The 24,368-nt window shown below is 68.3% G+C and carries 29 protein-coding genes and 1 tRNA gene; 12 read left to right on the top strand and 18 right to left on the bottom strand.

The genetic code is table 11. The features are described 5' to 3' along the window. Position 1: 1 nt before the first annotated feature. From ACNF49_RS01085 to ACNF49_RS01050, 8 genes are read right to left on the bottom strand one after another with little or no spacing between them, the layout of a single operon-like run. Positions 2 to 1,255, bottom strand: a complete 1,254-nt coding sequence (locus ACNF49_RS01085; protein WP_357966987.1) for a DUF6986 family protein — start codon at positions 1,253 to 1,255, stop codon at positions 2 to 4. Next, positions 1,252 to 2,706: an amidohydrolase family protein gene (locus tag ACNF49_RS01080; RefSeq protein WP_482942528.1), complete on the bottom strand. Its 1,455-nt coding sequence runs from the start codon at positions 2,704 to 2,706 to the stop codon at positions 1,252 to 1,254. Before ACNF49_RS01080 ends, ACNF49_RS01085 begins: the two co-directional genes overlap by 4 nt. Continuing rightward, positions 2,703 to 3,488 carry an ABC transporter ATP-binding protein gene (locus ACNF49_RS01075; RefSeq protein ID WP_482942527.1) on the bottom strand — a complete coding sequence of 262 codons (786 nt, stop codon included), beginning with the start codon at positions 3,486 to 3,488 and terminating at the stop codon, positions 2,703 to 2,705. Before ACNF49_RS01075 ends, ACNF49_RS01080 begins: the two co-directional genes overlap by 4 nt. Continuing rightward, positions 3,485 to 4,414, bottom strand: a complete 930-nt coding sequence (locus tag ACNF49_RS01070) for an ABC transporter ATP-binding protein (protein WP_482942526.1) — start codon at positions 4,412 to 4,414, stop codon at positions 3,485 to 3,487. The genes ACNF49_RS01075 and ACNF49_RS01070 overlap by 4 nt, the downstream gene beginning before the upstream one ends. Beyond that, complete coding sequence (locus ACNF49_RS01065) at positions 4,411 to 5,211, bottom strand: ABC transporter permease (RefSeq protein WP_482942525.1); 801 nt, start codon at positions 5,209 to 5,211, stop codon at positions 4,411 to 4,413. Before ACNF49_RS01065 ends, ACNF49_RS01070 begins: the two co-directional genes overlap by 4 nt. Next, positions 5,208 to 6,140: an ABC transporter permease gene (locus tag ACNF49_RS01060; protein ID WP_482942524.1), complete on the bottom strand. Its 933-nt coding sequence runs from the start codon at positions 6,138 to 6,140 to the stop codon at positions 5,208 to 5,210. The genes ACNF49_RS01065 and ACNF49_RS01060 overlap by 4 nt, the downstream gene beginning before the upstream one ends. Continuing rightward, positions 6,137 to 7,762 (bottom strand): ABC transporter substrate-binding protein, encoded by a 1,626-nt coding sequence (locus tag ACNF49_RS01055; protein ID WP_482942523.1) that lies wholly within the window; start codon positions 7,760 to 7,762, stop codon positions 6,137 to 6,139. Before ACNF49_RS01055 ends, ACNF49_RS01060 begins: the two co-directional genes overlap by 4 nt. Next, a complete protein-coding gene (locus ACNF49_RS01050) occupies positions 7,762 to 8,892 on the bottom strand; it encodes an amidohydrolase family protein (RefSeq protein WP_482942522.1) in 1,131 nt (376 codons plus the stop codon). Before ACNF49_RS01050 ends, ACNF49_RS01055 begins: the two co-directional genes overlap by 1 nt. Positions 8,893 to 8,968: 76 nt before the next feature. Between ACNF49_RS01050 and ACNF49_RS01045 the strand changes: the two genes are divergently transcribed. The 3 genes from ACNF49_RS01045 to ACNF49_RS01035 all read left to right on the top strand — a co-directional run bounded on the left by ACNF49_RS01045 (position 8,969) and on the right by ACNF49_RS01035 (position 10,769). Beyond that, positions 8,969 to 9,637 (top strand): FadR/GntR family transcriptional regulator, encoded by a 669-nt coding sequence (locus tag ACNF49_RS01045; RefSeq protein ID WP_357967004.1) that lies wholly within the window; start codon positions 8,969 to 8,971, stop codon positions 9,635 to 9,637. A 129-nt stretch (positions 9,638 to 9,766) separates the two neighbouring features. Then, entirely contained in the window at positions 9,767 to 10,228 is a 462-nt protein-coding gene (locus tag ACNF49_RS01040; RefSeq protein WP_357967007.1) for an NUDIX hydrolase, read from the top strand. Between the two features lie 61 nt (positions 10,229 to 10,289). Next, positions 10,290 to 10,769 (top strand): GNAT family N-acetyltransferase, encoded by a 480-nt coding sequence (locus tag ACNF49_RS01035; protein WP_482942521.1) that lies wholly within the window; start codon positions 10,290 to 10,292, stop codon positions 10,767 to 10,769. 22 nt (positions 10,770 to 10,791) lie between these two features. Here the strand turns inward: ACNF49_RS01035 and ACNF49_RS01030 are convergent, their stop codons facing one another. From ACNF49_RS01030 to ACNF49_RS01020, 3 genes are all read right to left on the bottom strand, one after another. Next, a complete protein-coding gene (locus ACNF49_RS01030) occupies positions 10,792 to 11,286 on the bottom strand; it encodes a histidine phosphatase family protein (protein ID WP_498701771.1) in 495 nt (164 codons plus the stop codon). A 113-nt stretch (positions 11,287 to 11,399) separates the two neighbouring features. Beyond that, positions 11,400 to 12,161, bottom strand: coding sequence for a hypothetical protein (locus ACNF49_RS01025; protein ID WP_482942519.1), 762 nt, complete (start codon positions 12,159 to 12,161; stop codon positions 11,400 to 11,402). After that, the gene (locus ACNF49_RS01020) at positions 12,158 to 12,658 is read right to left on the bottom strand and encodes an RNA polymerase sigma factor (protein WP_482942518.1); all 501 of its coding nucleotides are present in this window, start codon (positions 12,656 to 12,658) and stop codon (positions 12,158 to 12,160) included. The genes ACNF49_RS01025 and ACNF49_RS01020 overlap by 4 nt, the downstream gene beginning before the upstream one ends. A 174-nt stretch (positions 12,659 to 12,832) precedes the next feature. On the opposite strand from ACNF49_RS01020, the gene pyrH reads away from it, so the two are divergent. The 3 genes from pyrH to ACNF49_RS01005 all read left to right on the top strand — a co-directional run bounded on the left by pyrH (position 12,833) and on the right by ACNF49_RS01005 (position 15,203). Then, positions 12,833 to 13,540 carry a UMP kinase gene (gene pyrH / locus ACNF49_RS01015; protein WP_482942517.1) on the top strand — a complete coding sequence of 236 codons (708 nt, stop codon included), beginning with the start codon at positions 12,833 to 12,835 and terminating at the stop codon, positions 13,538 to 13,540. Between the two features lie 631 nt (positions 13,541 to 14,171). After that, a complete protein-coding gene (locus ACNF49_RS01010; protein WP_352323926.1) occupies positions 14,172 to 14,426 on the top strand; it encodes a hypothetical protein in 255 nt (84 codons plus the stop codon). Between the two features lie 180 nt (positions 14,427 to 14,606). Continuing rightward, positions 14,607 to 15,203, top strand: coding sequence for a hypothetical protein (locus tag ACNF49_RS01005; RefSeq protein ID WP_482942516.1), 597 nt, complete (start codon positions 14,607 to 14,609; stop codon positions 15,201 to 15,203). Between the two features lie 146 nt (positions 15,204 to 15,349). Here ACNF49_RS01005 and ACNF49_RS01000 read toward each other — a convergent pair whose 3' ends face one another. Together ACNF49_RS01000 and ACNF49_RS00995 are read right to left on the bottom strand one after the other, a co-directional pair. Further along, a complete protein-coding gene (locus ACNF49_RS01000) occupies positions 15,350 to 15,658 on the bottom strand; it encodes a CPCC family cysteine-rich protein (RefSeq protein WP_482942515.1) in 309 nt (102 codons plus the stop codon). 110 nt (positions 15,659 to 15,768) lie between these two features. After that, a complete protein-coding gene (locus tag ACNF49_RS00995; RefSeq protein ID WP_482942514.1) occupies positions 15,769 to 16,047 on the bottom strand; it encodes a hypothetical protein in 279 nt (92 codons plus the stop codon). Between the two features lie 376 nt (positions 16,048 to 16,423). Here ACNF49_RS00995 and ACNF49_RS00990 point away from each other — a divergent pair, with 376 nt between their 5' ends. Then, the gene (locus tag ACNF49_RS00990; RefSeq protein ID WP_482942513.1) at positions 16,424 to 16,747 is read left to right on the top strand and encodes a hypothetical protein; all 324 of its coding nucleotides are present in this window, start codon (positions 16,424 to 16,426) and stop codon (positions 16,745 to 16,747) included. 409 nt (positions 16,748 to 17,156) lie between these two features. Here ACNF49_RS00990 and ACNF49_RS00985 read toward each other — a convergent pair whose 3' ends face one another. Beyond that, entirely contained in the window at positions 17,157 to 17,546 is a 390-nt protein-coding gene (locus tag ACNF49_RS00985) for a hypothetical protein (RefSeq protein WP_357967018.1), read from the bottom strand. A gap of 225 nt (positions 17,547 to 17,771) precedes the next feature. After that, a complete protein-coding gene (locus ACNF49_RS00980; protein WP_482942512.1) occupies positions 17,772 to 18,509 on the bottom strand; it encodes an SLATT domain-containing protein in 738 nt (245 codons plus the stop codon). A 671-nt stretch (positions 18,510 to 19,180) separates the two neighbouring features. On the opposite strand from ACNF49_RS00980, the gene ACNF49_RS00975 reads away from it, so the two are divergent. Then, positions 19,181 to 19,546, top strand: a complete 366-nt coding sequence (locus ACNF49_RS00975; RefSeq protein ID WP_357967024.1) for a hypothetical protein — start codon at positions 19,181 to 19,183, stop codon at positions 19,544 to 19,546. An 8-nt stretch (positions 19,547 to 19,554) separates the two neighbouring features. Here ACNF49_RS00975 and ACNF49_RS00970 read toward each other — a convergent pair whose 3' ends face one another. Continuing rightward, a complete protein-coding gene (locus ACNF49_RS00970) occupies positions 19,555 to 20,064 on the bottom strand; it encodes a hypothetical protein (protein ID WP_482942511.1) in 510 nt (169 codons plus the stop codon). Between the two features lie 279 nt (positions 20,065 to 20,343). Here ACNF49_RS00970 and ACNF49_RS00965 point away from each other — a divergent pair, with 279 nt between their 5' ends. Then, on the top strand, positions 20,344 to 20,493 hold the full coding sequence (locus ACNF49_RS00965) for a hypothetical protein (protein WP_482942510.1): 150 nt from the start codon (positions 20,344 to 20,346) through the stop codon (positions 20,491 to 20,493). A gap of 319 nt (positions 20,494 to 20,812) precedes the next feature. On the opposite strand, the gene ACNF49_RS00960 is transcribed toward ACNF49_RS00965, so the two are convergent. Further along, a tRNA-Gly gene (locus ACNF49_RS00960) sits at positions 20,813 to 20,886 on the bottom strand. Positions 20,887 to 20,985: 99 nt separating this feature from the next. Here ACNF49_RS00960 and dcd point away from each other — a divergent pair. From dcd to ACNF49_RS00945, 3 genes are all read left to right on the top strand, one after another. After that, positions 20,986 to 21,561 carry a dCTP deaminase gene (dcd, locus tag ACNF49_RS00955; RefSeq protein ID WP_357967032.1) on the top strand — a complete coding sequence of 192 codons (576 nt, stop codon included), beginning with the start codon at positions 20,986 to 20,988 and terminating at the stop codon, positions 21,559 to 21,561. A gap of 236 nt (positions 21,562 to 21,797) precedes the next feature. Then, on the top strand, positions 21,798 to 22,415 hold the full coding sequence (locus ACNF49_RS00950; protein WP_106243913.1) for a DUF47 domain-containing protein: 618 nt from the start codon (positions 21,798 to 21,800) through the stop codon (positions 22,413 to 22,415). 5 nt (positions 22,416 to 22,420) lie between these two features. Beyond that, entirely contained in the window at positions 22,421 to 23,425 is a 1,005-nt protein-coding gene (locus ACNF49_RS00945; protein WP_357967035.1) for an inorganic phosphate transporter, read from the top strand. 12 nt (positions 23,426 to 23,437) lie between these two features. Here ACNF49_RS00945 and mshD read toward each other — a convergent pair whose 3' ends face one another. Next, the gene (gene mshD / locus ACNF49_RS00940) at positions 23,438 to 24,346 is read right to left on the bottom strand and encodes a mycothiol synthase (protein WP_482942509.1); all 909 of its coding nucleotides are present in this window, start codon (positions 24,344 to 24,346) and stop codon (positions 23,438 to 23,440) included. Between the last annotated feature and the right edge of the window lie 22 nt (positions 24,347 to 24,368).

The raw sequence follows: 24,368 nt of genomic DNA, 5'->3' as shown, positions 1-24,368 counted from the left end.
GTCAGCCACCCGTCCCGGCGCGCGTGGCACGCAGCTCGGACGGCGTGACGCCGGCGAGGGCACGCAGCTCGGCCGCGCCGATCGCGCCGCAGTCGAGGCCCCGGGCGAGGAACCCGGCCATCGCACGGGCGGTCGCCGGCTCGTCCAGGAAGCCGGACGTCCGGCGTCCGAGGTAGCCGCGCAGCCGGGCCGCGGCGGCCGGCAGCCCCTCCCTGAAGAACGAGTGGACGGCGGCGTACCGGCTCGGCAGCTGCCCGGGATGCAGGTCCCAGCCCTGGTAGAGGCCGCCCTCCAGGGCGCGCAGGACCAGGCGCGCGTGCAGCCTCCAGGCGGCGCGGACGGCGTCGCCGTCGCCGACCGGCAGCACGTTCGTCGACCCGTCGCAGACGCGCACGCCGGTGCCGGCGGCGGCGACCCGCATCACCGCCTTGGCATGGTCGGCGACCGGATGCTCCACGCTCTGGTACGCCGCCGACACCCCGAGCGCCGCCGAGTAGTCGTAGGTGCCGTAGTGCAGGCCCGTGCAGCGGCCGGCCGCGGCGCGGATCATCGACGGCAGCGGCGAGACGCCGTCCGCGCCGAGGATCGCCTGCGGCGTCTCCACCTGGAGCTCGAACCGCAGGCTCCCGCCCGCCAGCCCGTACGCCGCCTCCAGCCGTCCGGCGGTCAGCGCCATCGCCTCCACCTGCTCGACCGAGGTCACCTTCGGCAGCGTGACGACGAAGCCGCCGGGCGGCGGTCCGAGGGTCTCCAGGAAGATCGCCAGGGTGCGCAGGCCGCGCCGCCGGGTCGGCGCCTCGAAGCTCTTGAACCGGATCCCGCAGAAGGGCGAGCCGGTGCCGGCGGCGGTGGCCTCGGCCAGGGCCTTCGCGGCGGTCCGGGCGGCGGCGTCCTCGTCGGCGTCCGGACGGTCGCCGTAGCCGTCCTCGAAGTCGATCCTGAGATCTTCGACCGGCTCGCGGGCCAGCTTGGCCCGGACCTGGTCGTACACCTCAGCCGCCGTCCGCGGCGGCAGGCCGAGCGCGTCGGCGAACTCCGTGGCGGTCCGGCCGTGCTCGGCCAGCGCCGCCAGCGCCTGCCGGCCCCACGACGGTACGGTGTCCGGCGTGTAGCGGTCGGCCGGGACGTACACGGTGTGCACCGGCTGCCGGGTGGCCGGCTCACCGGGGTAGGCCGTGCGCAGCCGCTCGTCCGCGGCGGCAAGCCGGACGTCGAGCTCGGCGGCGAGCTCGGGGAAGGGGGCCGCGCCGCTCATGAGCCGTCCTCGACGACGCGGAAGGACGCCGGGAACAGCAGCGCCGGGTCGCGGCGCAGGTGGTCGCGCTCGGAGTAGGCGGCCTTCATCGTCTCGAAGTAGGTCTGCGCGCGCAGCCGCATCGACTCCTCGTCCACGCCCGGGATCGTCCGGTTGCGCATCACCGGCCGGCCGTCGATCACCACGGTGGACACGTCGGCGCCCGTGCAGTTCATCAGCATCGTCCTGATCGGGTCGTCGACCGGGCCGGTGCGCGGGCCGGACAGGTCCACGACGACCAGGTCGGCCTTGGCGCCGGGGGCGAGCCTGCCCAGGTCGTCCCGGCCCAGCGCGCGGGCGCCGCCCAGGGTGGCGGCCCGGTAGTAGTCGGCGGCCGAGCCCGCGTCCAGCCGTCCGGTGACCAGTTTGGCCAGGTTGTTGCCGTAGTCCATGTTGCGGATCATGTCGGGCGGGAAGGAATCGGTCCCCAGCGCCAGGTTCACGCCGGCCTCCCGGTAACGGTCGAAGTCGCGCAGCGCGTCGCCGTACCTGACGAAGGTGAGGGGGCAGTGCACGATCCCCGCCAGCGCCGCGAGCCGGTCCGGTGACCCCTCGAAGGGCGTGCCGGGATCGCCGAGGTACAGGGCGTGCGGCACCAGCAGCCGCGGGCCGAGCAGGCCCACCTCGGCCAGCACGTCCAGGGGGTGCCGGTCGTACCATTCGCGCAGCAGCCGCAGCTCCGTCAGCCCCTGCATGCAGTGCAGGCGCACCAGGCAGTCGAGCTCCTCCGCGGCCTGCGCGGTGGCGCGCAGCAGGTCGAGGGTGACGGTCTCGATGCGGCACGGCAGCAGCGCGCCCCGGATCCGGCCGTCGTGGGCGCCGTCGACGTCCCGGACGAAGCGGATGGCGTCGGCGAGCCCCCGCTCGCCCAGTCCGGGCTCCCAGTGCACGTCCCGGCTGCCGTCGGCGCGCAGCACCGGCACGCCGGAGCGGTAGGACGGCCCCACGTACATGCGCAGGCCGAGCCGCCCGGCGATCTCCACGACGCCGGCCAGCTCCTCGTACGACTCCGCCCAGGCGCTGTGCGTCTCGGCGGCGATCGGCATCGCCGTGGTGATGCCGTTGCGGATGAGCTGGGTGAGCGCGTACTCCCGCATGAAGAGCGTGTCCTCCAGCGGGAAGACGGCCCGGCGCCGGTTGACGGCGTAGTCGTGCGACCAGTTCAGCCCGCCGGAGTCGGCGTGCCAGGTGTCGAGGACGGCGTGGTCGATGTCGGCCAGCGCGTCCAGGTCGATGAAGCCGGGCCCGACGATCGCCTCACCGGCGTCGATCACCTCCTCGACCGGGCCGTCGTAGGAGCGGCCGACGTGGACGATCCGGTCGCCGTCGTAGACGACGCACGCGTCGCGGTGGATGACGTGGTCGTCGCCGTCGAAGCCGATGACGAACGACGCCCTGATGAGCGTGCTCACTGTGTGTTCCTCCGGGTCGGCTTCCATCCGGGCCTGGGCACGGCGGCCAGCAGGGCGCGGGTGTACTCCTCCTGCGGCTCGCGCAGCAGGGTGCGGGTGGCCCCGCGTTCCACGACGCGGCCGTGCCGCATCACGACGGCCGTGTCGCTGATCTGGTTGACCACGGCCAGGTCGTGGGAGATGAAGACGTAGCTGATCGAGCGCCGCTCGCGGATGTCGGCGAGCAGGTTGAGTATCTGGGCCTGGATCGACACGTCGAGCGCGGCGACCGCCTCGTCCAGCACCAGCACCCGAGGCTCCACCGCCAGGGCGCGGGCGATGGCCACGCGCTGGCGCTGCCCTCCGGACAGCTGCCTGGGCAGCATCGTGGCGTGACGTTCGGCCAGGCCCACCGATTCGAGCAGGTCCAGCGCCTTCTTCCGGCGCTCGGTCGAGGTGAGCGGGAAGTGCAGGGCAAGGCTCGTCTCGACGACGTCGCCGACCCGCTGCAGCTTGTCCAGCGACGAATAGGGGTCCTGGAAGACGATCTGGATCTCCCGTGCCCGCCTGCGCCGCTCCGCGGCCGACACCCGGCCCGCCGCCCGCGGACGCCCGCAGACGCTGATCGTCCCGCTGGTGGGCGTCTCCAGGCCGAGCAGCATGCGGGCGACGGTGGTCTTCCCCGACCCGGACTCGCCCACGATGGCCAGCGACTCGCCTTCTGCCACGGTGAAGGAGACCTCGTCCACCGCGGTGGCGGGGCCGTACACCTTCCGCAGCCGGTCCGCTTCGATCACGCTCATGCCGTCTCCTCGGCTCTCAGGCAGGCGACCCCGCGGACGGACGGCGGCCGGCTCTCCCGGCAGCGCGCCTCGGCCAGCTCGCAGCGCGGCGCGAACGCGCAGCCGTCCTCGGCCTCGAAGGCCGCCACGGGCCGTCCGGGGATCACCGGCAGCCGGTGCGCGGTCTCCGCCAGGCTCGGACGCGACCTCATGAGGCCGCGCGTGTAGGGGTGGCGCGGCTCGCCGTCGAGGTCCTCCACGATGCGGCCCGCGTACATCACCGCCAGCCGGTCGCAGGTCGCGGCGGCCAGCTCCAGGTCGTGGGTGATCAGCAGCATGGCCATGCCGCGTTCGCGGCGCAGCTCGTCCAGGATGGCCATGACCTCGGACTGGGTGGTCACGTCGAGCGCGGTGGTCGGCTCGTCGGCCAGCACCAGGTCGGGCTCGACGGCCAGGACGGACGCGATCATCACCCGTTGCAGCAGGCCGCCGGACAGCTCGTGCGGGTGCTGGCGCAGGCGCCGCTCACCGTCGGTGATGCCGACCTCCTTGAGGAGCTGGACGGCTCGCGCCGACGCCTGCCGCACCGGCATCCGCAGGTTGTGGACCATGGCCTCGGTGAGGAAGTCACCGACGCTGCGGACGGGGTTGATGTGCGCCCGCGGATCCTGGAACACCATCGCGATCCGCTTGGCCCGCAGGAGCCGCAGCGCCCGGCCCGAGGGCACGTCGGCGCCGTCGAAGACGATCCTGCCGGTCACCCGGGCGCCCGGCGGGGTCAGCCCGATGACCGCGCGGGCGGTCATCGACTTGCCCGAACCGGACTCCCCGACCAGCCCGACGGCCTCTCCGGCGCCGATGGTCAGGTCCACGTGCTCCACCAGCGTCCGCCAGCTCCGTTCGTACGGCACGGCCAGGCCGAAGCCCTCCAACGTCAACAGGCTCACGACTGCCTCCCCAGGCGATCGCCCAACAGGTTCACCGCGGCCACGACCAGCGCGATCAGCAGGCCGGCGCTGAGCGCCTCCAGCGGCTGGCCGCGCATGGCGCTGTCCAGGCCGCTCTTGACCATCAACCCCCAGTCGGCCGTGGGCGGCTGCACGCCCAGCCCGAGGAAGGAGACGGCCGCGACGTCGATCACCGCGAAGCCGAGCGCCGACACCGACTGGGCGACGATGATCGGCCGCAGATTCGGCAGCAGGTGGCGCAGGCAGATGGCGGTCGCGGACCGGCCCTGCACCCAGGCGGCGGCCACGTACGGCAGGCTGCGCTCACGCAGCGCCGCACTACGCACCACCCGGGCCACGTACGGCGTGTACGCGACCGCCAGGCCGATCACCACGCCGGGCACGCCGGGGCCGAGCACGGCCACGGTGACCAGCGCGAAGACGATGCCCGGCACGGAGAACAGCACGTCCAGCAGGCGGGAGACGACCGCGTCCACCTTGCCGCCCGCCCAGGCGGCGACGATCGCCAGCGTGGTCCCGGCGGCGCTCGCGACGCAGATCACCAGCACCGGGGCGAGCAACGTGGTCCGCGCGCCGTACATCAGCCGGGACAACACGTCCCGGCCCAGGACGTCCCCGCCCAGGAGATGCGCGGCGGAGGCGCCGCCCAGCGCGTTGAACAGGTCGGGCTGGTCGGGGTCGTAGGGCGCGAGCAGCGGCGCGAGCAGCGTGATCGCCACGACGGCGGCCAGCAGGACGGCGGCGGCCACGCCCAGCCCGCCCAGGCGGCGGGTCACTGCCGCGACAGGCGCGGGTCGAGAGCGGAGTAGCACAGGTCCACCACCAGATTGATCAGGACGAAGGCGGTGACGAGCACGAGCACCACCGCCTGGACGATCGCGAAGTCGCGTTGCAGGATCGCGCGGACGAACAACGAGCCCAGACCGTCCAGGGCGAAGATGCTCTCCACCACGACCGAGCCCGCGATCAGCCCGGCGACGTTCAGGCCGACCACGGTCACCACCGGGATGGCCGCGTTGCGCAGCACGTGCCTGCGGACGATGTGCCCCTCGGCCAGGCCGCGGCTGCGGGCGGTCTCCACGTGCTCCCGGCCCAGCTCCTCCGACACCGAGGCCCGCGTGATGCGGGCCAGGAAGGCGGCGCTGGCCAGGCTGAGCGTGATCGCCGGCAGCGTGAGGTGGTGGATCCGGTCGCCGAACCCGCTGCCGGGCCCGAAGACCGGGAACCAGCCGAGCCCCAGCGCGAAGACGATGACCAGGATCACCCCGACCACGAACGGCGGCGTGGCCAGGAACACCGAGGAGACCAGGCTGACCACGCCGTCCGTCCGGCCGCCGCGCAGCGCGGCCAGTAGGCCCATCGCCACGCCCCCGGCCACGATCAGCAGCGTCGCGTAGACCACCAGGAAGACGGTCGTCGTCGCCCGGGACGCCATCAGCGCGGAGACGTCCTGCCGGTAGACCAGGGAGGCGCCGAAGTCGCCCGTCACCGCGTCGCGCAGCCAGGCGGCGTAGCGCAGCAGGAACGGATCGTCCAGGTGGTACTGCGCGCGGATGGCCGCGAGCTGCTCCGGGGTGCCGCTGCGGTTGCCGAGCAGGAACGCCATCGGCCCGCCGGGCACCAGGTAGAGCAGGCCGTACACCAGGAAGGAGGCGACCAGCAGGACCGCGATCAGCCCCGCCAGTCGTTTCGCCAGGAACCTCATGCCGCGCCGAGCCCCGCGGCCCACGGGTAGTACAGGTAGGGGAAGGAGGCGACGGCTCCGGTCACCCGCTTGTTCATGTAGAGGATCACCGGCAGGTTGTTCAGCGGCATCCACGGCACGTCGGTGGTGACCTTCTGCTGGATCGCCGTCACCAGCCCCGCCCGCTCCGCCTCGTCGTAGGCGGCCCGCGCCTTGGCGATGTCGGCGTTCACGGCCGCGTAGTCGTTGAAGTTGGTACGGCCGCCCGCCAGGAAGACGGTGTAGATGTCGAGCGGGTCCGGCACGTTGCCGTACCAGGTGGAGAAGAAGGCGTCGATGCCCTCGCGGGCCTTGGGGTCGCTGTAGAGGTTCCCGTACTGCTCGACGGGGATCACCTTGATCTCGATCTTCAGGCCGAGCGCCTCGCCGGTCGCCTTGATCAGGTTGGCGGTCTGCTCGTGGACGGCCGAGCTGCCCTGGATCCCGATGGTGATCGTCTGGGCGGGGGAGCCGGCCTCGGTGAGCAGCTGCTTGGCCTTGGCCAGGTCGGGCGTCTCCGGGGGGATCGCGTCGTAGGCCTTCTGGAAGGCGTCCCGCTGGTATCCCCAGTACTCGGCGCCGGCGAGGGTGCGCTGCGGCATCGCCGTCCCCTGGAAGACCACCTTGGAGATGGCCGCCCGGTCCAGTGCCAGCGACAGCGCCTGGCGGACCTTCGGGTCGGCGTACGGGCCGGACTTGGCGGCGCCGAGCAGCGTCCAGAAGGTCAGCGACTTGCCGAGCGTGACCGAGCCGGTCGGGGACTGCTGGAGCTGGCCGAGCCCCGCGGGCGGCAGGTAGAAGTACTGCCCGTCCACCTCGCCGGAGCGCAGCGCGTTGATGGCGGTGGTCTCGTCGGCGATGAACCGGAAGACCAGCTCCTTGGTCTTCGGCCGCAGCGCGGTGTCCCAGTAGGCGTCGTTGCGGGTGATCGTCAGCGCGTCGCCGGACTTCCAGCTCCCGAACTTGTACGGGCCGGTGCACATCACCCCGCCGGTCGGCGAGCCCAGGTCCTTCTTCCCGGCGTACCCGGCCGACACGATCGCGCCGGCCGCGGTGGCCATCGCCTGGTTGAACAGCACGTCGGGCTGCTTCAACGTGACGGTGACCTGCAGCGGCCCGGTCGCCTTGATCGACTGCACGGTGTGGAAGTAGTCGCCCCACCAGGTGCCGAGCGCGGGATCGAGGTGGCGGTTGAGGCTGGCCGCGACGTCCTCGGCGGTCAGCGGCGTGCCGTCCCAGAACTTCACGCCGTCCCGGATCGTGTAGACCCAGGTGGTCGGGGTGGGGTTGTCGGCCTTCTCGGCCAGGCCGGGCTGGATGCCGAACTCGGGGGTCAGCCGCAGCAGGCTCTCGCACATGTTGGCCAGCACGGTGTTCTCGGCGTAGTTGAACGACCTGATCGGGTCGACCGTCTGCGGCTCGTACGGCAGGTTCCAGGTCACCTTGTCCAGTTCCCCGGTGGCCGGGGCGGTGACGGTCTTGAGCTCCAGCTTGGGCGTCTCGCCCGAGCCCTGCTGTTGTTGTTGCGGTGCTGCGGCCTGCTGGCCGCATCCGGCCAGGGCCACCGCGAGTGCGGCGGCCACCGGTAGGGCTCGACGGATCATCAGGAGGACCTTTCGCGAACGCGTCCGTTGCGGACGACGAACTGGGGGATGGGTTTGTCCACGACCGCCTGGGCCATGGACTCGGCGCGTACCAGGAGGAAGTCGGCGGGATCTCCGGGCTGGAGCCGGGCCTGCTCCAGGCCCAGCAGCGCGGCACCCCCGTGCGCCGCGATCTCGTAGCACGTGGCCAGCTCCTCGTCGGTGCGGGCGTCGGTGCGGTAGGCGAGCAGGTGAGCGCGGTTGATCATGTCGCCGTCGCCGAACGGCGTCCACGGATCCCGCACCCCGTCGGATCCGAGGCCGACCAGCACCCCGGCCTCGACCAGCGGCCCGACCGGCAGGACCGGGTCCGCGCCGAGCGCGCAGGTGGTCAGCGAGATCTTCGCCTCGGCCAGCGTCTCGGCGAGGTCCGCGCGGTCGGCCAGGCAGAAGGCGTGGCTGATCGTGGTCGGCACACCGCTGGACCTCGCCCTGCGGGCGATCTCCAGCACCTGCTCGACCCCCTGCTCGCCGCCGTCGTGCAGGTGGATGTCGAGCGGGACGGTGTGCCGCTCGGCCATGCCGTACAGCAGGTCGAGGTGTCCGTGCAGGTCGCCGTCGATGCCCACGGGGTCGAGCCCGCCGAGGATGTCCGCGCCCTCCTTGAGCGACTGCTCCATCAGCTCCGCCGTGCCCGGCCGCGAGAGCAGCCCGAGCTGGGGGAAGGCGACGATCTGCACGTCCAGCAGGTCGGCGCGGGCCTGAGCCGCCTCCCGTACGCCGTGCACGTTGCTCAGCCCGTACACCGGGGCGACGTCCACGTGCGCCCGCCAGGCCCGGGTGCCGCGGGCGATCGCGTGGTCCATGAGCGCCATGGCCCGCGTGGCGACCGGCGCGGTCATCTCCGCCCGCGCCGCCACGTCGCCCTCGATCAGGTCGCGCAGCGTGGCGGCCGGGGTGCGGCTCAGCCAGGGCTGGCCCCAGGTGGTCTTGTCGGGATGGACGTGCGCGTCCACCGGGGCGGGCAGGGCGAGCAGTCCGCCCGCCGCCACCACCTGGCAGCCTTGCGTCCGGCGTTCCAGCGGGACGACGCGGCCGTCTTCGACCAGGACATCGTGGGGGCGTACATCGGTGAACAGAATCTGAGCCATACCGGCTGATCCCCTTAACCCGAGGGCGACAGTGGCATAGAATTATCAGACATCAGATGATTAGAGAAGAGGACAAATGCGGCACGTGGGCCGGACCTCCCTCGTCGACTCCGCCATCCGCGAGCTCCGCCAGGAGATCACGAGCGGCGTCTGGCCCGTCGGGGCCAAGATCCCTACGGAGAGTCAACTGGCCGAGGCACTGGGCGTGAGCAGGTTGTCGGTACGTGAGGCCGTACGCGTGCTCGTCCACGCCGGGCTGCTCACCACGCGTCAAGGCGACGGAACCTACGTCACCGCGACCGACGAGAGCGAGGTGGCCTTCAAGCGCCGCCTCGACCGCGCGGCGACCATGGACATCATCGACGTACGACGTGGCCTGGACCTCGTGGCGGCCCGCCTGGCCGCCGAACGCCGCAAGCCGGCCGACCTCGACGACCTGAGAACGGCCCTGGAACGGCGCACCGCCGCGCACCAGGCCGCGGACCTCGACGCGTTCGCCGACGCCGACGTGGAGTTCCACCTGTCCATCGCCGCGGCCTCGCACAACCCCGTGCTGCTGGACCTGTACCGCGGCATGAGCGAGGCGGTGCGCGAGACGGTCCGCCGCGACCACTGCATGGAACGCGCCGTGCTCGGCTCCGACTCCACCCACGAGGACCTGTACGAGGCGATCGAGTCCGGCGACGCGCCCGGCGCGGCCACGATCGCCCTCACCATCCTCAACGACCAGGAACGCGACCTCTGACGCCCGCCACCTCCTGGACGAGGAGGCCTTCGACGCTGTCATTCGGGCAGTTCCAGCCCGTGGGCCTTGCAGCCACTGGAGCGTCGCGACAAGGTCATGAGCCATGGCCCGAATCGTATGATCCCTCTCATGCCGATCCCCCGAGCGGTCGCCGTGGTCGTCGACGGCGCCCGCGTCCTGGTCATCAAGCGGTTCCTCCGGCGCGACCCCGGCATCACCTGCGTCATCTGCACCGCCAAAGGCCGGCAATCGCAGCAGTGTCCCGGCCACCACTACGCGCTCCTCCCGGGCGGCCACGTGGAGGACGGCGAGTCGCCGGAGAGCGCCGCGGTTCGCGAGCTCCACGAGGAGACGACGCTCACCGCGAAGATCGACCGGTTGCTCTTCACCGGCTCGCACAGCGGCCGGCCCGCCTTCTACTTCCTCATGCGGGACGTGACCGGCGTCCCGTCGCTCTCCGGCGATGAAGCCCTGGACCACGGGCCGGACAACACCTTCGAACTCAGGTGGGCGAGCGCCGCCGAGTTCGCGCAGCTGGACCTCTACCCCGCCGACGCGCGCGAGCCACTCACCCAGCTGCTCCACAGCTGACCCCGCGCCCCGAGGCTGCCGGGCCACGTGGGCAGGACGATCTCCGCCCTAGGGTTCTTCCATGAACAAGTCGCTACGACTGGCGCCCATCACCCCGGCCAACGTCGAGATGGCCCTGGCTGTGAACGTCCGTCCCGACCAGGAACGGTTCGTCGCGCCAGTGGCGAAGTCTCTCGCGGAGGCCTACGTGCAGCCGCAGGTGGCCTGGCCGCGCCTCGTCCTGGACGGTGATCGTCCCGTCGGCTTCCTCATGGCCTTCCTCGACATCGACTGGAACGGCAAGGGCGTCGACTTCAGGTCAGGCTTGTGGCGGCTCAACGTGGCGGCGGAGGCGCAGGGTCGCGGCATCGGACGATTCGCGGTCAGTGCTGTGGCCGCCGAAGTCAGGCGTCGCGGTGGCGCGCAGATGTACGTCACGTGGGAGCCGGGAGAAGGCGGCCCCGAGAACTTCTACCTCAAACTCGGCTTCCAGCTCACGGGCGAGGAGATCGGCGGCGAGAAGGTCGGCGTACTGGACCTGACCGAACCGGACGTGAACTGACAGAGCCGCGACGGCACGGCGATCACCCCGGAGCCGCAGCGCCTCCCCCGAGGGCTGGGGTCTCGTTGAACCGAACGCGGGTCCACCTGGGAGGCGGCCACTGTGCCGGCTCCTCGTCGGTGACCCATTCCGTCACCGACGCCGGGGACACCTTGAGGTCGAAGGACCGGTAGACCGGCAGCAGCCCGAGGGCGTTGAACGAGATCTCGACCGTCTCGGCGTGACCGACCACGATGACGGTCGGTGAGTCCGTCCGCCTCCGGCGGTGTGTGCCACGTGCAGAGCCCGCAGTACTGTGCCGAGGGCCGGCCGTCGCGATCGCGGCGGCTGTCTGCACGGCGCGTGGCAGGGGTGAGGAGTAGACCGTGGTCGTGTCGTCGCCGATTTCCGCGGCGATCCGCCGCCCGAGCCGTGCCGCCTGCTGATGTCCGGTCTCGGTGAGGCCGCGGCATCCCTTCGGGCCGCCTATCACGCCCTCCTGCTTGTGGAGGGAGTCCCCGTGGCGCACGAAGAACATCCGGGTTCGCATGCAGTGGATCATGCCAAACGGGCCGGCAGCCGAACACCTGCTGAGCAGGGGGACATCGGAACGACCAGGAACGACTCCGATGGCCGTTGTAGGCAGTGGGCTCATTCGTCGGGCGTATGCGGCTGGAAGTGACGGACTCCGCCGGGTACAGCCACGCCGTGGCTGTCCAGCAGGGTGATCGTCGCCTGCGTGACGGAGGCGGGCATGGTGAGCGCAGCGTAACGGGGCCCGGCTGGGTCATCGGTGCGGGGGAGGGTGCTGACAGTACGTGTCGCCGCATCCCCTGCGGTCAGGCGAACGCTGTGGACGGAAGGGTGAAAGGCGCCGAAGACGATCCAATCGGTGGTGTGGTCGTCCCCGGGCCCCAGCCGTGTCACCGCGATGTCGGCCTGGCCGGGAGAGGCGGACTGAGGGCCGGCGGTGAAGCAGCCCTTGGCGTCCGCGTTCGCTCTGCCGTACGTGACGATGGCTGTGTCCCATGCGGCGCCAACGATGTTCCGGCGTCTGGAGACCAACTCCACACCGGGCATCGGCTTGCCGCAGGGGTCCTGGTGGAAGGACGGCACGAGCCAGTACTGGTCCGTTCCGCTCCTGCCCTGAAACAGGGCATTCTCGGTCGGCAGCCGGTCGACGTACTCCGCGCCGACCTGGACATAGGCGAATCCAAGCAGCGGCGCCATGATCATCACCGTGCCCAACGCCGACGCCAAGCGCCGTCGGCGCGGCAAGCGCGGCCGGGTGGGGAAGGGGGCCACCTGTGGCTCGTCGATGTCGCCGACTGTCATGGCTACCGCTGACAGGGTCCGCCGCAAGCGGGAGTCGAGTTCGGGCTCGATCGCGACATCTGTTTCGCGGTTGTTCATTTCATTACCTTCCTGAGTCGGGCGAGAGCACGCTTGAGATCGGACCGGATGGTGGCCGCGGGCCGGGAGAGGATGCAGGCGATCTCGACCAGCGGAAGGTCCTCGTAGAAGTGCAGCACCACGACGATTCGCTGCCTCCCCGGCAGTTGCCTGACGACGGTCCAGGTCTCGTCGATGTCTGGTATCTCCGTTGTTCGCTCGACAACGTGTCGCCCGCGCTCGCGCGCCCATCGCCGATGAGTGCTGTTCGCCCGGTTCACCACCGCCCGTTTCAGGTACGCCAGGGGTTGCTCGATTCGGTCCCAGCGCGCGCACGCCGTCACGAAGGCTGTTTGGACGATGTCTTCGGCCTGTTCCCGCGAGCCTGTCAGCAAGAACGCCAGGCGAAGCAGCGTCGTCCGCTGGTCGCGATAGACCTGCTCGAGATCGGGCGGGTCCGCGGTTCTCAGTTCCGTCATGCCCTTCTGTCCCGTCAGACCGCGGAAGCGTTGCACCATTCTCTGACCAGGACATTCGGCATCAAGGCGTGGAACGAGTGATGCGGTCTCGCGACTGGCACGCCGGATCGTCCTCGCTCAGGGCTCTCCTGGCGAGATCGCGCCTCGTATCCTTGATCGGGTCGCCGAGGGCGCGGCCGTGAAAGGAACGGGATGAGTCGTTACTCACGGGTCGTGGTGAAGCTGAGCGGCGAGGCACTCGCGGGAGATGCCGGTTGGGGAACCGATCCGGCCAGTCTCGCCCAACTGGCGGACGAAATTCTCTCCGTCAGCACGTTGGGCGTCGAGGTCGCGGTGGTCATCGGCGGCGGCAACTACTTCCGCGGCCGGATGGCCGAGGGCTGGGGGATAGGCCGCGCCGAAGCCGACAACATCGGCATGCTCGGCACGGTGATGAACGCGTTGATGTTGCGCGGAGTGCTCACCGCGCGTTCGCGAACGGATGTGCGGGTGATGACGGCAGTGCCGATGCAGAGCGTCGCGGAGCCCTTCATCCGGCTTCGCGCCGACCGGCACCTTCGCCGCGGGCTGATCGTCCTGCTCGCCGGTGGCATCGGCCAGCCGTACGTCACGACGGACTATCCGGCTGTTCAGCGGGCTCTGGAGCTCGAAGCGGACGCCCTGCTGGTCGCCAAGCGCGGTGTCGACGGGGTGTACGACAGCGACCCGAACGTGAACCCGGATGCCAAGCGGTACACCAACCTCACCTATCGAGAAGCTCTGGCGGCCGGGGTGAAGGTGATGGACGAGAGCGCCTTCGTGCTCGCCAACGAGCAAGGGCTTCTCATGCACGTGTTCGACGTGGCGGCGACGGGCGTGATGAAGGCGATCTGCCAAGGAGAGGACGTAGGAACGAGGATCACCCGGGATCCGGCCGCATAGCCACGTCAGGCGGGGACGGCACAGCGGAGAGCGGCTCTGCCGATGAAGATCTGTCGTGAGCGGCTGGCAGGATCACCGTCGTGACGGACACCGGCGATCTCTTCCACCAAGTGTCGGCGAAGGCGGGCGCGACCACGGAGCACCTGCCTCCCCCGCGACGGCGGAGGAGGTGGCACAGGCGGAACGCATCTTGGGCTTTCGACTTCCTCAGCTGCTCACGCGGCTCTACCGCGAGGTGGCCAACGGTGGCTTCGGCCCCGACTACCAGCTTTTCCCGCTCGCGGGAGACGGACGTACCGCCGTGCACGAATACCGCGAGGTGCGGAAGACCGCACGCTCCGGCGGCGAGGCACACTGGCCGGCCGACGTCCGCCCGCCGAGTTCCGCCGCCGTCCGCCCTCCGGCTCGGAGACCAAAGCAGTTGCGCAGCGGGGAACCGGCGGCACATCATCTGGAACGTGGCCGCCCTGCCTGACCCCTTGCCCGTGTTCTTCGACTGCGGCTGTCCGGATATCTACTACTGCCCCCGAGCCGGGGAAGTCGAGTGCCCCCGGCACAGCGGTTTCGCTGTTTGCTGCGACGCGCTCGAGCAGCACACCCCCGTTCGTGCCACCAGCCATCAGGAGGCTCCGTGACAGAGGAAAGGGAAGTACCCGTCGGCCAGGCCCTGAACGGCCTCGACGTCTACCCGCTTCCCGAAGGATGGACCGCTCTGGGCGCGATAGTCCTCGTGAAGTGCCTCGACGAGGAAGGCCATTCCTCATGGGCCTTCAGAACCACGGACGGGCTGAGCGACGAGGAACTCCTCGGCGCCCTGACCGTCCGAACCGACCTCCTCCGCCGCAAGCTGTACGAGGCATACACGGGCGACGAGGACGACGAATAAGACCAGCCGCTCTTCCGACGGCGACTGAAACGCCATAGAGACGGAAGCGTGGAGTGGGTGACGGGAATCGACCCCGCGCTCAGCTCGGCAACTGCATCGATCACGGCCGGAGGCGGTGCTGTGGGATTCGGGACATACGCCAGACGCGTCCGCGACCGTGACCTTCCTCACAGGAGACGCTTGTGCGCGCTGAGATGCGCGGCCGGCTGCTACCACCCGATCGGCTTCAACGCGACCTACTCATACCTTGCCACGGCAGGAAATCTCCGGCGCGATGAGTCGGCTCTGATCCGAGCGCTGGAGATGCTGGAACTCAGCCGGAATGCCTGGCTGGCGGAGGTCGACGCCTTCGCAGACCGGCGCCGCCTCGAAAAGCCGAAGCATCGCCGTAGCCCGTTGGCGTCCGAGGTGCGCTATCTGCATGGATGGAGATGGCCCGGACCGGAAGGCCATCGGGTGATGTTCCGCGAGGTCGGGATCCTGTGGGGCCAGCATGTGTCCGTCCCATTTCCTGACGTACCAACCTCGGTGAGGCACGACCTCCTCGAACTGAACGCCACTCTCGCCGACTGCGTATCGACCTACCTGCGCAACAACGGCGTGATCGGTTCCGGTCACGAGGCCACTCTTCTCGGCTGCCTGCGCAAACTCCGATGGCATCTGCCTCACCTGGGCTACCCCCGCTCCTTCCCCGATGCCTTTGGCTACTACAGCCGCCTGCACAATGTGACGGAACTGGTCGTCAACGATGCGTACCCGTTCTCTGCCAAGACGTAGGACAAGGGCTGGTTCCGGGACGGAGATCAGCGCATGCTGACCGCTTCATATGAGCACGATCAACCACGTGGTCGTACGGCTCCCCGTTGCGTAGAACGTCGGTTCCGAGGTCTGGGCTGCTCTGCCTTTGTTCGTGGCCGTTGTCGTCACAGGTCCAGCGGCGGCAGTCCACGCATATCGCGGTAGCGCTGCCGCGCTGCGGTGAGGCTGTCCGACCCGTTGGGGCCGCCCATGACGACATCGGCGTTGTGATCGTCCTGACCGTCGTCCTCCCAGTCGCACTCTTCGCAGAACCCGAAGCCGCCGCGGTCCAGAAGGGTGGGGTGGAAACAGCATGGGCACGTGTACGGCTGATCGGCCGGCGGTAGATCCAGACGATTTCCGCCCTGCTCTGCGATCACGGACAAGACCCATCGCTTGCGCCCGCGGATCTCCTCGACGCTGGGGTGGTTCATATTTGTCATGATGCCGTAGGGCTCCGAACCTCTTGTCGTCCCTTCTCATCACACGCTGATTGCGACGCGATCTTCCGGTCGGGCTGGAAAATATTCGCGTTGCGATTCGACTACGCCCGCTGACGAAGGAAGGCCATCGGAACGCAGATCAATGTGGTGGTGGCCATCAGCAGCAAGCAAGGTAGTGCGTCGATTCGAATGTTCATCTCCGGCTGATAGGTGCTCATGTACCACTCGTCCAATGCAGCCAGGAACCAGGCGGCTGCCGGCCACAAGAGGTAGTGGGAGCGCCGCTGTGTGCGCCGCAAAACCAAGAACAAGGCCACGAAGACGACCCCGCCCAGTGTCAGGGGGATGGTCTGATAGAGCATTCCGATGGGTTTGGTCACGTGAACACCTCAATATGTAGGTGAAGCTCCGCCACTATAGATTTCTTGCGGAGCCGCGCGCATCTCCACCGTCAGACGCTTCCTTCCGCCGTCATTCCGATGATCAGGCTTCTACCTCACCCACCTACGCCCCCGGCGTGACGCAGCCATCACCCTGAGCTGGAGCGCCCCCGCCGAAGGAGGCATGGGTTTCCGCGAATGCTCGGGACTTGGATGACACGCTCCTCGTATGCGATCATCGTGCTCATGTCATCGACCAGAAAGGGCCATGCCGCGTAGGCGCCCTTCAGAGGTCCGTACGCGCGGATCGGCGTGCGAGACCCACAGACCTGTGATCCATCATGTTCCCGGGCTCGGCCGTCGCACTATGGCTGCGGTGATCACCCTGGAACACACCCGCATGTGGCCCGGCGCGGTGGCGACGGCCCTGGCGGCTTGGCAGGAGGCGGCCCTGATGGGGACCGCCGGCCGTGTCTTCTTCAGGTGTGAATGCGAGGAGTGCACGGGAGACGCACCCCGCCAGCGCCTGCAACAGGCGCTCACCGACTTACCACCGTGGGCAAGGTCGCGCCTGTACGCCTTGGTCCTGCCGGTCGACCTGTATTACCTCCGCCGGACCTCACCAATGCTGCATACGTCGCCCGATTCGGACTGGGCTTGGTGGCAACGACGTGGTCGGCGCAAGGACCCGAGCGCGTAGAGGCGGATAGTGCCGACGTGTTACAGGCGATCACCTCTTCCCCGACGCCGCCTCGACCTGATCAGCCGGCGCCACATGAACGGTGACCTAGCTACCGTGTCGACGGCATCGCGTGGACCACGCTCCCTCAGGGGCTGGTCGACCTCCTGCCACCCGCTCCACAACCAAGCGCCCGTTCTCGAAGCCGAGCCGATCATCGACGTTGAGCAGAAGCGGCGACTCCAGCTCGAAAACGTAGCCGTCGTCCGTCTCGACCTCATTCGCTATCAGGCTCCTCGGCAGGGGCGTTCTGCCGTCCGCGGCCACCTTCATGGTGGGAGAGTGTCACGCGGCTGCGAGCCCGCACATCTTTCCCGTCCTGATCGTCCGGTCCACTGGGCTTGTCCCGCGTCGATGGCGGACAGGATGATCAGCCTTCCACCACGGCGGCACGAGGATCTCGGCCATCTGCACCGGGAGCACCCCGGGGTCGGAGTGCCTCCGCCGGAGGCTTCTTGTCTCGCAGAAGGTCAACGATGAGGCAGATCCCCGCGCCGAGAAGAAGGCCGATGGCTACCTTGACCACAATCTCCAGGACGGGAGGATTACCTCCGAAGCGCATGGCGATAAAGCCGACTCGTAGAAGTAGCCAGAATCCAAGAATCAGTGAAGTGATACCCACCACGCGCAAGGCGGTAGGCCACCTGCCATGCTTCATGCGATGTGCGAGCAGGACTATCACGGGTAAAAGGATTGCTCCCGTATAGAGCCAGCGATCGGCGAAAAATGGATCTCCGAGGTGGTACAAGAGGATATCCACGAACGGTGATCGTAGAGCAGGGTATTGCCGCGCGATAGCCCTCTGGGTCACATGGTTCCCTGTGCGAGACCGGCCCCCAGGTCCCAGTTCGCGGGTAGGACCGCGCGGGCTGGGCGAGGCAGCCGACGCCTTGATACCCAAAAGAACCACTCGGAAATTCGGCAGACGCGTAAGTACGCTCACGTTGCGCTCAGTCGAGTACGTCAGGACGGCGGCTGGTCAGGGTCAGGGAGCAGGCCCATATCTCAGCCAGTTACGGCCAGCCACGAGGAGCACCCCTTGGCGATCACCTTGGAGTCGGAGCGCCCGGCCAGAGGCGGTCATTCGGGAAGGACGGCAACGCCATCCTCCCTGATCCATGGCCGATGTTCGGGTTCGCGCCCGAACGCTTGCCAGACCGCATGTGCTGACTCGACCGTACGTAGCCGGCGCGGCATCGCGGCTATGAATCGGCGGGTCGGGTGGTGGGGTGAGAGTTCGGTGCGGCAGTGGGATTCGGGGGAGGGGAGCCGGCGCCTGTTGTGCTCGCAGGGAGGTCCACGCTGCCAGGTGCGCGGTCATGAGCCCTTCGAAAGCGTCACGCAGTTCATCCAGGTCGGCATCGTCCAAGGGCCCACTGGAGCGGGCACACATGTCCGCCAGTCGGCGATCCAATGCCTCAAGCTGCGCGAGATGGTTGACTTCGATCACCCACAGTGATCTTGGATTGTAGAAGGCTTCCCATGCAAGGACAACGGTGGCAGCAGCGCTACAGACAAGTGCCACATTGGTCAGCGTGGTGCCGAGACTCCCTTGGGCTTTGAACCCCAGGAGCACCGTCGTCGTCGCCGAGGCGAGTACCACGACGATCCGCAGAGCGAAGGCTTGACGCCGATTCCGGCTGCGCTGCCGGTCGATCCGCCCAGCTTCCGCACGGATCGTCTCTCGAAGCAGCCCTGCTCGATCTGAGGAGTCCGGCGACATGCGAAGAGCATGGCCGGACTCCTGACCAGCTGACAAGCCTTCCCCGAATCCGGTACCGCGGCCTCACGTCCCTCAGCAGCCATAGAGGGAAGACGTCGCTGATGAGCGCATGGAAGGGGCAGTCGCGAAACAAAGCAGATGCCGCCGTGGGAGCGATCGCGCGCCCCAGAGGTGGGTGACAATCCTGGCGGTGGCATCTGCGGTTGCGCAGGTCACAGGCTTCGTAACGAGCTGTGGGCGCAGTCCCGGTGTGGCTGGCGGCGGTTGGACTGCTGCACCAGATCATGGGGTGACCGCCCTGGGCCGTCGACCGCATGATGTCCTCGTCGGCGGCCCGCCATGTCTAGATCATCTGATCTGGCACGCGGATGAGAACAAGCCCCTGAAAGATCAAGCCCAGGCGCCGGATCCATCGGTCCATCTGGGCTTCCTGATGTGGAGCGGGTGACGGGAATCGAACCCGCGCAGTCAGCTTGGGAACTGCATCGACCACGGCCTGATGAGGATCTGAGCTGCGCAGGCACCTGGTCATGAGTGACCGTGATCGACCGCTTGTCACCCCTCTTGATGGCCCGCTAGTGGCCCGACCAGCCGGGGCGTGACCTGTATAGACAGCGCGAGTTGATGCACTTCTGTTGCAGCGTCCCGTGATGCTCGACAGGGTGAGGCTCATGATCGAGATCGACGGCGCTTTCTACCGCATCAGCAAGCCAGGCTTCGAGATGCTGATCCCGCGCTGGGAAGGGTACGCCCCCGAAACTGCTGACGAAGCCGACGCGACCATCACACTGGCCGACGGCACTCGTCGGTACGCGACGTTCATGACGCTCGGCGTCGTCAGCAAGATCATGGATCACCAGCGGGAGACAGGCGAGTGTCTCAGTGGCCGGTACTTCTGGTGCTCCGGTCTGATCATCATCCGTGGACCCGGCTTCGACTCGATGATCGCCGCGGTGGAGGACCTGATCGCAAGAGGAGAAATCGCCGACGCATGTGCCGTCCTTCCGCCACTCGATGAGGAGGACATGGATCGGTAGGTGGACGGCTAACCGGAAATCCACCAGCAGTAGAGCAGTTGCCCGCTCTCCTTGGCGCGCCGTGCCAGCGTGACGAACTCCTTGACGAGATCGAGCACATCGTCACCCTCATGGAAGCTGGAGAGAGGTTCACGCGTCCATCTCTGGGCCACTTCAGGCAGGCGGGCGTTGTCGACCTCGGCCAGGGTGTCACGGGCGCTCACTGGCAATTCCTCGATCTCGGGTCCCTCGCGGTAGGGGGAGTCCTCCGGAAGAGCCAGCCATTCGTCTTCGGTCGCCGGTCTGCCGTCGATCGGGGGGTACAAGGTAACTGTCTCGACCAGGTCGTTCGAGTAGGGGACGCCCTTGATGACGGCCACAAGGCTGCTCAGGGATCCGTTTGGATCGACCCATTTGGTTTCGACGACATCGAATTCCGGAGCGTCGGGGAGGGGTCTGTGTGATGCCCGTAGCTCGTTTGGCCGCCAGGTGGCCGTGGCGCGATCGGGGGCACGGTAGTAGTCGTGCATGGCGCTCATGCATGTGCTCCTGTGGACGGAGGAATAGGGCGCAGGTTGGAGCTGGTCGAGTGACCGAGAGTCCCCGCGATCCATCGCTGATCGCCGTCCGTTACTTGCACGCATCTGGCATGGACGCTGGCTCTCCCTTGTCGTGCACAGCATCTCGTATGCCGGTGACGTCCTCATGTCAACCACCGGCATGATCGTCAGAAGTTCGACTTTGGAATCAGTGGATACCGGCCCGCATGGTTGAGCGGGAGCTCAGCGGTCGCCGCCGCACATGGTCCGAGACTGGCCATGCTGGAAGGGCGAAGACTGACGCGCGCTCTGCTGGTGTGGGACCTCGACGAGGATGTCTGGTTCTCCGATGGCCTGGTCCTGTTGGACTTCGAGGGGGAGCAGGTCGAGGTCACCCACCAGAAGTTCGATGAAATCTCGGTCACGTGAAACACGGTCGATCCGGCTCGGCCGCTGGATTGGGTGGGAGAGGGGTTCCGGCTGACATGGCGAGGGGGTGCGCCTGACGAACTGGCGCGGTTGCAGGGGCAGAGGCTGCAGGCCGTGGAGCTTCTGATGTGGATGGGGGAGGACATGGCGCACGGGATGGTGGCTGTCGGATTGCTCTTCCCGCAAGGCCGAGTAACGATCTACAACGCCCTCGACGAGAACGGCACGGAGTTCAGAGACCCTGACCAACGGTATGCGCGCCAGAGGCTCTGCACGGCGTGCTCGCGATCAACTGATGAGGCTTATCGCCTCTGGAGATTGGAGCGGGTGACGGGAATCGAACCCGCGCTGTCAGCTTGGGAAGCTGATGTTCTGCCATTGAACTACACCCGCACGAACCGAAGTACGCGTCCCCACTGTAGCGGAAACTTGCCCCCCAACAGCAAACCCAACGCCCCACCTTTTCCGGCCGGGACGGTAAGTTGGCTCACCGTGTTGCTATCTGACCGTGACATCCTTGCTGAGATCGACTCCGGCCGGCTCGCCCTAGACCCCTTCCACCAGGACATGATCCAGCCGTCCAGCATCGACGTACGGCTCGACCGCTACTTCCGTGTCTTCGAGAACCACAAGTACCCCCATATCGACCCTGCCGTCGAGCAGCCGGATCTCACGCGGATGGTCGAGCCGTCCGGTGACGAGCCGTTCATCCTGCATCCGGGGGAGTTCGTGCTGGCCTCCACCTATGAGGTGATCACGCTCCCCGACGACCTGGCCTCGCGGCTGGAGGGGAAGAGCTCGCTCGGACGGCTGGGCCTGCTGACGCACTCGACCGCCGGGTTCATCGATCCGGGCTTCAGCGGGCACGTCACGCTCGAGCTGTCCAACGTGGCGACCCTGCCCATCAAGCTGTGGCCGGGGATGAAGATCGGGCAGTTGTGCGTGTTCCGGCTCAGCTCGCCCGCCGAGCATCCGTACGGGTCGGCCAAGTACGGGTCCCGGTATCAGGGTCAGCGGGGCCCGACTCCGTCCCGGTCGTTCAGGAACTTCCACCGGACGAAGATTTGAGTGAACAACAGGTGAACATTTAGGGAACGTCGCGGAAGGATGAGCCCTCCGCACACCCGACAACAGGCCACGTCACCGGCCGGATTTCCCTGCAAAAAGCGGCCAAACTACTCCGAACCCCGGTGTCGCACAACATACGCAGGGTAGCCAGAAGGCGAAGGGGACATGAAGTTCGCATTTCGCCTGGTAACCCGTACCCTCTTCCACGGACCATCCCCGCACATCTGGAGAACGACGTGCGCCTGCGTCTCACGCCACGTGAGGACAGCTACTACGACCTGTTCGCCGACTCGGCGAACAACCTGGTCACGGCATCCCGTCTGCTGGTCGAGATCATCAGTGACGGATCGGACAGGGAAGCCCTGGCCGAGAAGATGCGCGCCTGCGAGCACGCCGGTGACGAACGCACCCATGCGATCATGAACCGGCTCAACGAGAGCTTCATCACTCCGTTCGACCGTGAGGACATCTACCGCCTCGCCTCCAACCTCGACGACGTGATGGACGCGATGGAGGCCGCCTCCGACCTCATCGTCCTCTACCAGATCGACCATCTCCCCAAAGACGTGGTCCGGCAGGTCGAGGTCCTGGAACGTGCCGCCGAGCTGACCGCCGAGGCGATGCCCCGGCTGCGTTCCATGAAGAACCTCAACGAGTACTGGATCGAGGTCAACCGCCTGGAGAACCAGGGTGACCAGGTCTACCGCAGGCTGCTGGCCAAGCTGTTCAGCGGCGAGTACGACGCGCTCACCGTCATGAAGATGAAGGAGGTCGTCGACGCCCTGGAGGAGGCCGCCGACGCCTTCGAGCACGTGGCCAACACCGTCGAGTCGATCGCGGTCAAGGAAAGCTAGGCCCAGTGGACCTCACGCTCGCCCTCGTCATCGGCGTGGTCGTCATCTCCCTGGCCTTCGACTACACCAACGGGTTCCACGACGCGGCGAACGCCATCGCGACCTCCGTCTCGACCCGGGCGCTCACTCCCAGGGCCGCGTTGTTCATGGCCGCGGCGATGAACTTCATCGGCGCCCACCTGGGCACTCAGGTGGCTCAGACAGTCGGAAAAGGGATCATCGACGCTCCCGACGGTCCGCACGGCCTGGTCGTCGTGGCCGCTGCGCTCATCGGCGCGATCGTCTGGAACCTGATCACCTGGTACTTCGGGCTGCCCTCCTCCTCCAGTCACGCGCTCATCGGCGGCCTGGTGGGCTCCGCGCTGGCCTCGGCCAGCGTGGTGCACTGGGACGGCGTCGTCGAGAAGGTCGTCATCCCGATGATCCTGTCGCCGCTGATCGGGTTCAGCCTCGCCGCGCTGATCATGATCGCAATTTACTGGATCTTCCGCAACAGCCAGCCGGGCAGGACCAACCGCGGCTTCCGCTACGCGCAGACCGTCTCCGCCGCCGCCATGGCGCTCGGGCACGGCCTGCAGGACGCGCAGAAGACGATGGGTGTCATCTTCCTGGCGCTCACGGTCGGCGGGTACGCCAGCCCCGGCGAGGGGATCCCGCAGTGGGTCATCCTGAGCGCCGCCGGTGCGATCTCGCTCGGCACGTATGCCGGCGGGTGGCGCATCATGCGCACGCTCGGCCGGCGGATCATCGCGCTCGACCCGCCCCAGGGGTTCGCCGCCGAGTCGGCCGCGGCCACCGTCCTGTACGGCGCCGCGATCGGGTTCGGCGCGCCGATCTCCACCACCCACACCATCACCACGGCGATCATGGGCGTCGGCGCGACCAAGCGGCTGAGCGCCGTGCGGTGGGGCGTGGCCGGCAACATCGTGACCGCCTGGGTGCTCACCATCCCGGCGGCCGCCCTCGTGGCCGCGTTGGCCTACGCCGTCCTCCACCTGATGGTGGAGTAGGGCGCCGGGGGTTCATCCGCCGGCGTACATCACGTCCACGTCCCAGCGGGCGAAGCCCAGGGACTCGTACAGCCTGATCGCGGCCGTGTTGGCCTCGTCCACGTAGAGCATCGCGTGGGCGAGGCCGCGCGAGCGCAGGTGGGTCAGACCGGCCAGGGTGAGCACGCGGCCCAGGCCGGTGCCCTGCTGGGAGGGGTCGACGCCCACGACGTAGACCTCGCCGAGCGGCTCGTGGCCGTGCTCGGACGAGCCGTGGATCTTGGTCCAGTGGAAGCCGGCGAGCCGGTCACCGCGTACGGCCAGGAAGAAGCCCTCGGGGTCGAACCAGGGCTCGCGCTCGCGCCGGCGCAGGTCGTCGAGCGTCCACGCGCCCTGCTCGGGGTGGTGGGCGAAGGCGGCGGCGTTCACCTTGAGCCACGCCTCCTCGTCCTGACCCGGGACGAACGTGCGCAGCTCCACACCTTCCGGAAGCGTGTAGGGCGGCAGCGGGGCGAACAGCGAGCGGCGCATCTGCCACAGCGAGCGCACCCGGTCGAAGCCGAACGACGTGGCCAGCGCCCCGGCGCCGGCGTGGTCGCCGTGCGCCCACAGCCGCACCCTGCCCCCGGTCAGCTCCAGTACGGCCCGCAGCAGCCGCGTGCCGTGGCCCTTTCGCCGATAGGCGGGATGGATGACCAGCTCGGCGCTCGGACCCTCGACCTCGTCGGTCGGGTCGACGTGCGCGTAGCCCGCGGCGGCGCCGTCGTCGGCGTGCAGCAGCAGCGAGCGGGCCCGGGGGTCGCCGCCGTAGCGGAGATGGAGCATCACGTGCTCGTTGAGCGGGCGGACCCCGTCGGTCTCGGTCGCCGCCTCGACGATGCGGAGAACCTGGGAGACCTCGTCGTCGTCGAGTCGTTCGCAGATCTTCACATGTGCACCCACATAAGGAACTCTAGGCGTACCA

The sequence above is a fragment of the Actinomadura sp. ATCC 39365 genome (genome assembly GCF_054392275.1).
Note: the sequence above shows the minus strand (reverse complement) of the source record. Positions and strands in the feature narration are given on the sequence as shown.